Source organism: Streptomyces sp. NPDC016562 (assembly GCF_043076955.1).
In the GTDB taxonomy this organism is placed as follows: domain Bacteria; phylum Actinomycetota; class Actinomycetes; order Streptomycetales; family Streptomycetaceae; genus Streptomyces.
In genome coordinates, this window is record NZ_JBIBRZ010000003.1 from 726,565 (window position 1) to 734,849 (window position 8,285).

An 8,285-nucleotide genomic window follows, 5' to 3' on the forward strand; every position below is an offset into this window, starting at 1 on the left:
AGAGAGATCTCACACCCATGTCGTGGCTGTCCCGGTTCAGCCTGGCCCAAAGGGCGTTGGTCGGCCTCGTGTCGATCGTCGCGCTCCTCTTCGGGGCCATAGCCATCCCGCAGCTCAAGCAGCAGCTGTTGCCCTCCATCGAACTGCCGATGGTGTCCGTGCTCGCGCCGTACCAGGGCGCCTCGCCCGACGTGGTGGAGAAGCAGGTCGTCGAACCGATCGAGGCCATGCTCAAGGGCGTCGACGGCATCACCGGCATCACGTCCACCGCCAGCGAGGGCAACGCCCTCGTCATGGCCACCTTCGACTACGGCGACAGCGGCACCAAGCAGCTCGTCGCCGACGTCCAGCAGGCCGTCAACCGGGCCCGGGTCCGGCTGCCCGCCGAGGTGGACCCGCAGGTGGTGGCCGGTTCCACCGACGACATCCCCACCGTCATCCTCGCCGTCACCTCCGACAAGGACCAGCAGGCGCTCGCCGACCAGCTGGACCGGTCCGTCGTCCCCGTCCTCTCGGACATCGACGGCGTCGGCCAGGTGACCGTGGACGGCGTCCAGGACCTCCAGGTCACCGTCACCCCCGACGACGCCAAGCTCGCGGCCGCCGGCCTCGACGGCGCCGCCCTCGCCCAGGGCCTCCAGGCGGGTGGCGCGAGCGTACCCGCCGGCTCCTTCGACGAGGCGGGCAAGAACCGCACCGTCCGCGTGGGCGCCGGCTACACGTCCGTCGCCCAGGTGGAGGACCTGCGCCTGAGCCCCGGCCCGGGCAAGCCGGCCGTCCGCCTCGGCGACGTGGCCACCGTCAAGCAGGAGCCCGCCAAGGCCGTCTCGCTCACCCGTACCAACGGCAAGCCCAGCCTCGCCCTCGTCCTCACCATGGACAAGGACGGCAGCGCCGTCGCCATCTCCGACGCCGTCAAGGACAAGCTGCCCGAGCTGCGCTCCGCCCTCGGCTCCGGCGCCGAGCTGACCGTCGTCAGCGACCAGGGCCCGGCCGTCGCCAAGTCCATCTCCAGCCTGACCACCGAGGGCCTGCTCGGCCTGGTCTTCGCGGTGCTCGTGATCCTGGTCTTCCTGGCCTCGCTGCGCTCGACCCTGGTCACCGCGGTGTCCATCCCGCTGTCCGTGGTCCTCGCGCTCATCGTGCTGTGGACCCGCGACCTGTCGCTCAACATGCTGACGCTCGGCGCCCTCACCATCGCCATCGGCCGCGTCGTCGACGACTCGATCGTGGTCCTGGAGAACATCAAGCGCCACCTCGGCTACGGCGAGGAGCGCGAGACCGCCATCCTCACCGCGGTCAAGGAGGTGGCCGGCGCGGTCACCTCCTCGACGCTCACCACCGTCGCCGTCTTCCTGCCCATCGGCCTCGTCGGCGGCATGATCGGCGAGCTCTTCGGCTCCTTCTCGCTCACCGTCACCGCGGCCCTGCTGGCCTCGCTGCTCGTCTCCCTCACCGTCGTACCCGTGCTCTCGTACTGGTTCCTGAGCGCGCCCAAGGGCGTCGCGGCCGGGGACGCCGAGAGCGCCGCCCGGGCCCGGCGCGAGGCCGAGGAGAAGGAGGCGCGCAGCAAGCTCCAGCGGTTCTACGTACGGGTCCTGGGCTTCGCCACCCGGCGCCGCCTGACCAGTGCGGCCATCGCGGTCGTCGTGCTCCTCGGCACCTTCGGGATGACCCCGCTGCTGAAGACGAACTTCTTCGACCAGGGCGAGCAGGACATCCTGACGGTCAAGCAGGAGCTCGCCCCCGGCACCTCGCTGGGCGCCTCCGACGAGGCGAGCCGCAAGATCGAGAAGGCGCTGGCCTCGATCGACGGCGTCAAGAGCTACCAGGTCACCGTCGGCTCCTCCGGCTTCCTCGCGGCCTTCGGCGGCGGTACGGGCTCCAACCAGGCCTCGTTCCAGGTCTCGCTCGAGGACGCCGGCGAGGCGGACGCCGTGAAGAAGCGGATCGAGGGCGAGCTGGCCAAGCTCGACGGCATCGGCCGGACCCGGATCACGGTGGGCGACGCCTTCGGCAGCCAGAACCTCAGCGTGGTCGTCAAGGCCGGGGACGGCGACGTCCTCGCCAAGGCCACCGAGCAGGTCCGCGCCGAGGTCGCCGCCCTGAAGAACGTCACCGACGTCCAGAGCGACCTGTCCCAGTCCGTGCCGCGGATCTCCGTCACCGCCACCCCCAAGGCCGCGGAGGCGGGCCTGAACCAGGCCGCGCTCGGCGCCGTCGTGGCGCAGGCCGTACGGGGCAACCCGGCGGGCAAGGCCGTACTGGACGACACCGAGCGCGACATCGTCATCAAGTCCGCGCAGCCGGCCACCACCCTGGCCGAACTGCAGGCGCTGCCGGTCGGCCCCCTGAAGCTCGGCGACATCGCCGAGGTCAAGGAGGTCCCCGGCCCGGTCGCGATGACCCGGATCGACGGCGCCCGCGCCGCGACCGTCACGGCGCGGCCGCTGGGCGACAACACGGGCGCGGTCAGCTCCGAGCTCCAGACCAAGCTCAAGGCGCTGGACCTGCCGGAGGGCGCCACGGCCTCCATCGGCGGCGTCTCCGAGGACCAGGACGAGGCCTTCGCCTCGCTGGGCCTGGCCATGTTCGCGGCCATCGCGATCGTGTTCATGCTGCTGGTCGCGACGTTCCGCTCGCTGGTCCAGCCGCTGATCCTGTTGGTGTCCATCCCGTTCGCGGCGACCGGCGCGCTCGGTCTGCTCCTGGTCACCGGCACCCCGATGGGCGTCCCGGCGATGATCGGCATGCTGATGCTCATCGGCATCGTGGTGACCAACGCGATCGTCCTGATCGACCTGGTCAACCAGTACCGCGCCCAGGGACTGGGCGTCGTCGAGGCGGTCATCGAGGGCGGCCGGCACCGGCTGCGCCCGATCCTGATGACGGCCCTGGCGACGATCTTCGCGCTGCTGCCGATGGCGCTCGGCGTCACCGGTGAGGGCGGCTTCATCTCGCAGCCCCTCGCCGTCGTGGTGATCGGCGGCCTGGTCAGCTCGACCCTGCTGACGCTGCTGCTCGTGCCGACGCTCTACACGATGGTGGAGCTGCGCAAGGAGCGCCGCCGCGCCAAGCGCTCGGCGCGCGGCGAGGCCCGGCTGAGGGTGGTCTCCCCGAAGGAGGAGACGCCGACCGGCGTCTGACCCGCATGACGAAGGGGCGGTTCCCGTACGGGAACCGCCCCTTCGTGTGTCCGCCGGCGCGTCCGTTACGGCAGCGCGAGCATCCGCTCCAGCGCGAGCTTGGCGAAGCCCTCCGTCTCCTTGTCGACCTGGATCCGGTTGACGAGGGTGCCCTCCGCCAGCGACTCCAGGGTCCACACCAGGTGCGGGAGGTCGATGCGGTTCATCGTCGAGCAGAAACAGACCGTCTTGTCGAGGAAGACGACTTCCTTGTCCTCGGCGGCGAATCGATTCGCCAGGCGCCGGACCAGGTTCAGCTCGGTGCCGATGGCCCACTTGGAGCCGGCCGGGGCCGCCTCCAGCGCCTTGATGATGTACTCCGTCGAGCCGACGTAGTCCGCGGCCGCCACGACCTCGTGCTTGCACTCGGGGTGGACCAGGACGTTCACGCCGGGGATCCGGGCGCGCACGTCGTTGACCGAGTCGACCGAGAAGCGCCCGTGCACCGAGCAGTGCCCGCGCCACAGGATCATCTTGGCGTTCCGCAGCTGCTCGACGGTCAGGCCGCCGTTCGGCTTGTGCGGGTTGTACAGGACGCAGTCGTCCAGGGACATGCCCATGTCGCGGACGGCGGTGTTGCGGCCCAGGTGCTGGTCGGGGAGGAAGAGCACCTTCTCGCCCTGCTCGAAGGCCCACTCCAGGGCCTTCTTCGCGTTGGACGAGGTGCAGATCGTGCCGCCGTGCTTGCCGGTGAAGGCCTTGATGTCGGCCGAGGAGTTCATGTAGGAGACGGGCACCGTGACGTCGGCGACACCGGCCTCGGTCAGCACGTCCCAGCACTCCGCGACCTGCTCGGCGGTGGCCATGTCGGCCATCGAGCAGCCGGCGGCCAGGTCGGGCAGGACGACCTTCTGGTCGTCCGAGGTCAGGATGTCCGCGGACTCGGCCATGAAGTGGACGCCGCAGAAGACGATGTACTCCGCCTCCGGCCGGGCGGCCGCGTCCTTGGCCAGCTTGAAGGAGTCGCCGGTGACGTCCGCGAACTCGATGACCTCGTCACGCTGGTAGTGGTGGCCGAGGATGAAGACCTTGTCCCCGAGCTTCTCCTTGGCCGCGCGGGCGCGCGCCACCAGGTTCGGGTCCGACGGCGAGGGAAGGTCGCCGGGGCACTCCACTCCGCGCTCGCTCTTGGGGTCGGCCTCACGGCCGAGCAGCAGCAGGGCAAGGGGCGTCGGCTGGACGTCCAACGGCTGGGCGGTGGTCACGACACGCACCCTTTCTGTTCTGCGACAAGGGACTTCTGGATCATCGCTTCGACTTCTCGTCTACTTGACGCTATCTATCATAACCGCTTCACGTCAGTTTGACGATGCCGATAGTGTCAATGTGACGCATCAGCCCCCGGATCCGGGCGATCCAGTCGGGTTCACCCCGCGCCCGGTGTGCGAGCATGGAATATCTGAAACAAGCGTCGGGTCCCGGAATGAATCCGCGGTCCCGCTCGTTGCCACCGACGGCAAGAGTCCGACGTTTCCTCGCCTCCGGCGGGGAGCCGCCCACTTCGGGAGTGAATGCAGATGTCCGTACAGGACGACAAGACCACCGTGAGCGACGGCATCCTCCTGTCCGACGCCGCCGCCGACAAGGTCAGGACCCTGCTGGAGCAGGAAGGCCGCGATGACCTGGCGCTGCGCGTCGCCGTCCAGCCCGGCGGCTGCTCCGGCCTGCGCTACCAGCTCTTCTTCGACGAGCGTTCGCTCGACGGCGACGTCGTGAAGGACTTCGACGGCGTGAAGGTCGTCACGGACCGGATGAGCTCCCCGTACCTGCACGGCGCGTCGATCGACTTCGTCGACACCATCGAGAAGCAGGGCTTCACCATCGACAACCCGAACGCCACGGGCTCCTGCGCCTGCGGCGACTCGTTCAGCTAGGACCCCGGCCCCGGCCGGACCACCTGCACGACGAGGGCCCGCCCCCGGTCATCCGACCGGGAGCGGGCCCTTTTCGTACGGGCTACTGCCGGGGGAGCGGCTTGCCCGTGGTCGCGTCGACCACCTTCCGCTCGCCCAGCGGCTGCTGGAGCGTCGCCGTCAGGGACATCTCCTGCGCGAGCATGATGCAGGCCTGCCCCGGCTTGTTCGGCGTCTCCGTGATCTTCGCCATGACCGTGTCCGGCTGCTCCCGCGCCTCCAGGGCGTAGGTGCTGCACACGCTGCCCCAGAAGTTCACCGTCAGCTTCCGGTCCGCCTGCGCGTACGAGAACCCGGGCACGGTTCGACCGTCCTTCGGGCCCGCGGTGCCCGGCTCGCCGGAGCCTGCGGGCTCGACGGCGGCCGGCTGGGCCACCGTGTGCGCCGGGGCTCCGCCCTGGCCCGCCACCTCGAAGAGCCAGGCCGGGACCAGCGCCCGCTCCCCGTTCTGCGTCCCGGGGGCCAGCCCCAGTACGGCGCCGCGCACCGTCTCCGTCCGCGGCGGCTTCATGGGCCGCGGCTCCGGGTTGCACGGCAGGGTCGCGGGGTCGCCCGGCTCCAGCGGGACCGAGGTCGCGCAGCCGCTGGGCTCCGGGCTGCCCTCCCGCCCGCTCGACTTCGCGTTCAGCCGGGCCAGCGCCTCCACGGCCCCCACCACCGGCTGCTCGGCCGCCGCCCGCACGGGCGCCTTCAGCTCACCGGTGCCCGACAGCACCGATCCGTCCGGGCCCACCCTGACCTGCGTGGTCCAGCCCTGCGTGGGCAGCCCGCCGACGACCGGGTCCGCGTTGACCACCCGCACCGCGCCCTGCGTGAGCCGGGCGTCCAGCTTCGCCCCGTCCTGCCCGGCCGCGGCCAGCACCGGGGCGGCGGCGGCCTTGGCCGTCTCCTCGGACACCGGCTTGGGCGCGTCCGCGCCGCCCGGGACCTGGGGGAGGGTGGCCGGGCCGCAGGTGTCCTTGCCGCGCGCGCAGTTGTCCCCGGCGCCGTTGCCGCTGTCGGTGCCCGGCGCCTGGTGGCGGGCGAAGTTCCAGGCCCCCGGCGCCTTGCGGTTCACCGTGAGCCGCGGACCGGAGCCGTCGGCCGCCTCCCCGACCAGCCAGGTCTCCCCGTTGAGCCGGGGGGCGTCGGCGAGGCCCAGGGCCTGGGCGAGCCGGCTCACCTCCTGCGAGGTGACCTCCCCGGACGCGACGAAGACCGGCGCGGTGCCCGGGCCCTCCGGGAGCTTGACGTCGGCCCGGTAGACCACCCCGGCCCCGGACGGGTCGGGCTCCCCGGGCGCGATGCCCGGGCCCGAGGGGTCTCCCGCGTCACGGGGCGCGGAGGCCGCGCTGTCGCCCGTACGGCCCGGCGTACCGTCGCCGTACGCCGTGGACGCCCAGTAGGCGGTGCCGCCGCCCGCGAGCAGTACCGCCGCCGCGATCGAGCCGACGGCCCAGGCCGGCCGCCGTCGTGTGCCGCGTGATGTGTCGGGTTCTTCGCTGGTCACCGCAACGCTCCTTCACCGGTTCCGCAGTGTCTGATGCGGGTGTGACGGAACAGGCGCCCAACCGGTTCCCCACCGGTTCCCGAACGGGTCCGTACCGGGGCCGGACCGGCCCCGGCCGGGCGGGTCCTACTGGTCCCCGTACGCGGCGGTGCCCGCGATCAGCCGCGCCGAGGCGGCCGGGACGCTGATCCCGTTGATCTGCGAGGGAGCCACGCGGACCGGCCGGGGACCGGCCGCGACCGCCCAGTGCGGGGCCATCCGGGCGCAGTCGCCCAGCAGCCGGTCGAGCTCGTCAGCGGTGTACTCGGAGCGGCCGAAACCGTCGGTGTAGGTCATGCAGGCACCGTAGGCACCGAGGCTCACGCGAAGAAAGAGTTACTTCAGGGTAGTTTCAGGGGTTCGGCCTGGGCCCGCCCAGCGGGTAGTTTTGACTGTCCCTCGCCGTCCTCAGCAGGAGCGTCCACGCCGTGCGCATCGCAGTCACCGGCTCCATCGCCACCGACCACCTCATGACCTTCCCCGGCCGTTTCGCCGACCAGCTGGTCGCGGACCAGCTGCACACGGTCTCCCTCTCCTTCCTGGTCGACAACCTCGACGTCCGCAGGGGCGGTGTCGGCCCGAACATCTGCTTCGGCATGGGTCAGCTCGGCAGCCGCCCGGTCCTCGTCGGCGCCGCCGGCTACGACTTCGACGAGTACCGCGCCTGGCTGGACCGGCACGGCGTCGACACCGAGTCCGTCCGCATCTCCGAGGTGCTGCACACCGCGCGCTTCGTGTGCACCACGGACTCCGACCACAACCAGATCGGCTCCTTCTACACGGGCGCGATGAGCGAGGCCCGCCTGATCGAGCTCAAGGCCGTGGCCGACCGCGTGGGCGGCCTGGACCTGGTCCTGATCGGCGCAGACGACCCCGAGGCGATGCTGCGCCACACCGAGGAGTGCCGCACGCGCGGGATCCCCTTCGCCGCCGACTTCTCCCAGCAGATCGCCCGCATGGACGGCGACAACATCCGCACCCTGATGGAGGGCGCGACCTTCCTCTTCTCGAACGAATACGAGAAGGGCCTCATCGAGTCGAAGTCGGGCTGGTCCGACGAGCAGATCCTGGCCAAGGTCGGCACCCGCGTGACCACGCTGGGCTCGCAGGGCGTGCGGATCGAGCGCGCCGGCGAGGAGCCGATCGTCGTCGGCTGCCCCGAGGAGACCGCGAAGGTCGACCCCACGGGCGTCGGCGACGCGTTCCGCGCCGGGTTCCTGACCGGCCTCGCGTGGGGCGTCAGCCTGGAGCGGGCGGCGCAGGTGGGCTGCATGCTCGCGACGCTGGTCATCGAGACGCTCGGCACCCAGGAGTACACCCTGGCCCGCGCGCACTTCATGGAGCGCTTCACCAAGGCCTACGGCGACGAGGCCGCGGCCGAGGTCCAGGCCCACCTGGCCTAGCCGGCGCCTTCGCCTCGGCCGGGCCGTTCCAGCCTTTGCTTTTTCAGCCCCTCCGGCGTTTGAGGAGCGGGTCCGGGCGGAGCCCGGTGCCCGGCGGAGCCGGGTTTCGGGGGGGGGGGGGGCCCCCCCCCCCCCCCCCCCCCCCCCCCCCCCCCCGGGGGGCGGGGGGGGGGGGGGGGGGGGGCCCCGCCTGTCTGGAGGAGGCCGTCCCAAGGGTCGCGAACCGTTGCCGGAGGGCGGCCGGGGGCCCGCGGAG

The 8,285-nt window shown here is 71.7% G+C and carries 6 protein-coding genes; 3 read left to right on the forward strand and 3 right to left on the reverse strand.

The features are described from left to right. The first annotated feature begins 17 nt into the window (after positions 1-17). Positions 18-3,146: an efflux RND transporter permease subunit gene (locus ACF059_RS18425; protein ID WP_392058086.1), complete on the forward strand. Its 3,129-nt coding sequence runs from the start codon at positions 18-20 to the stop codon at positions 3,144-3,146. 65 nt (positions 3,147-3,211) lie between these two features. On the opposite strand, the gene nadA is transcribed toward ACF059_RS18425, so the two are convergent. Continuing rightward, entirely contained in the window at positions 3,212-4,399 is a 1,188-nt protein-coding gene (gene nadA, locus ACF059_RS18430) for a quinolinate synthase NadA (RefSeq protein WP_392058089.1), read from the reverse strand. 303 nt (positions 4,400-4,702) lie between these two features. Between nadA and erpA the strand changes: the two genes are divergently transcribed. Beyond that, on the forward strand, positions 4,703-5,059 hold the full coding sequence (gene erpA / locus ACF059_RS18435) for an iron-sulfur cluster insertion protein ErpA (protein WP_214940913.1): 357 nt from the start codon (positions 4,703-4,705) through the stop codon (positions 5,057-5,059). A gap of 82 nt (positions 5,060-5,141) precedes the next feature. Here erpA and ACF059_RS18440 read toward each other — a convergent pair whose 3' ends face one another. Both ACF059_RS18440 and ACF059_RS18445 read right to left on the reverse strand, forming a co-directional pair. Next, on the reverse strand, positions 5,142-6,587 hold the full coding sequence (locus ACF059_RS18440) for a hypothetical protein (protein ID WP_392058093.1): 1,446 nt from the start codon (positions 6,585-6,587) through the stop codon (positions 5,142-5,144). 126 nt (positions 6,588-6,713) lie between these two features. Further along, a complete protein-coding gene (locus ACF059_RS18445; protein ID WP_392058096.1) occupies positions 6,714-6,923 on the reverse strand; it encodes a hypothetical protein in 210 nt (69 codons plus the stop codon). Between the two features lie 131 nt (positions 6,924-7,054). On the opposite strand from ACF059_RS18445, the gene ACF059_RS18450 reads away from it, so the two are divergent. Further along, positions 7,055-8,029 (forward strand): carbohydrate kinase family protein, encoded by a 975-nt coding sequence (locus ACF059_RS18450; protein WP_360903101.1) that lies wholly within the window; start codon positions 7,055-7,057, stop codon positions 8,027-8,029. Positions 8,030-8,285 lie beyond the last annotated feature (256 nt).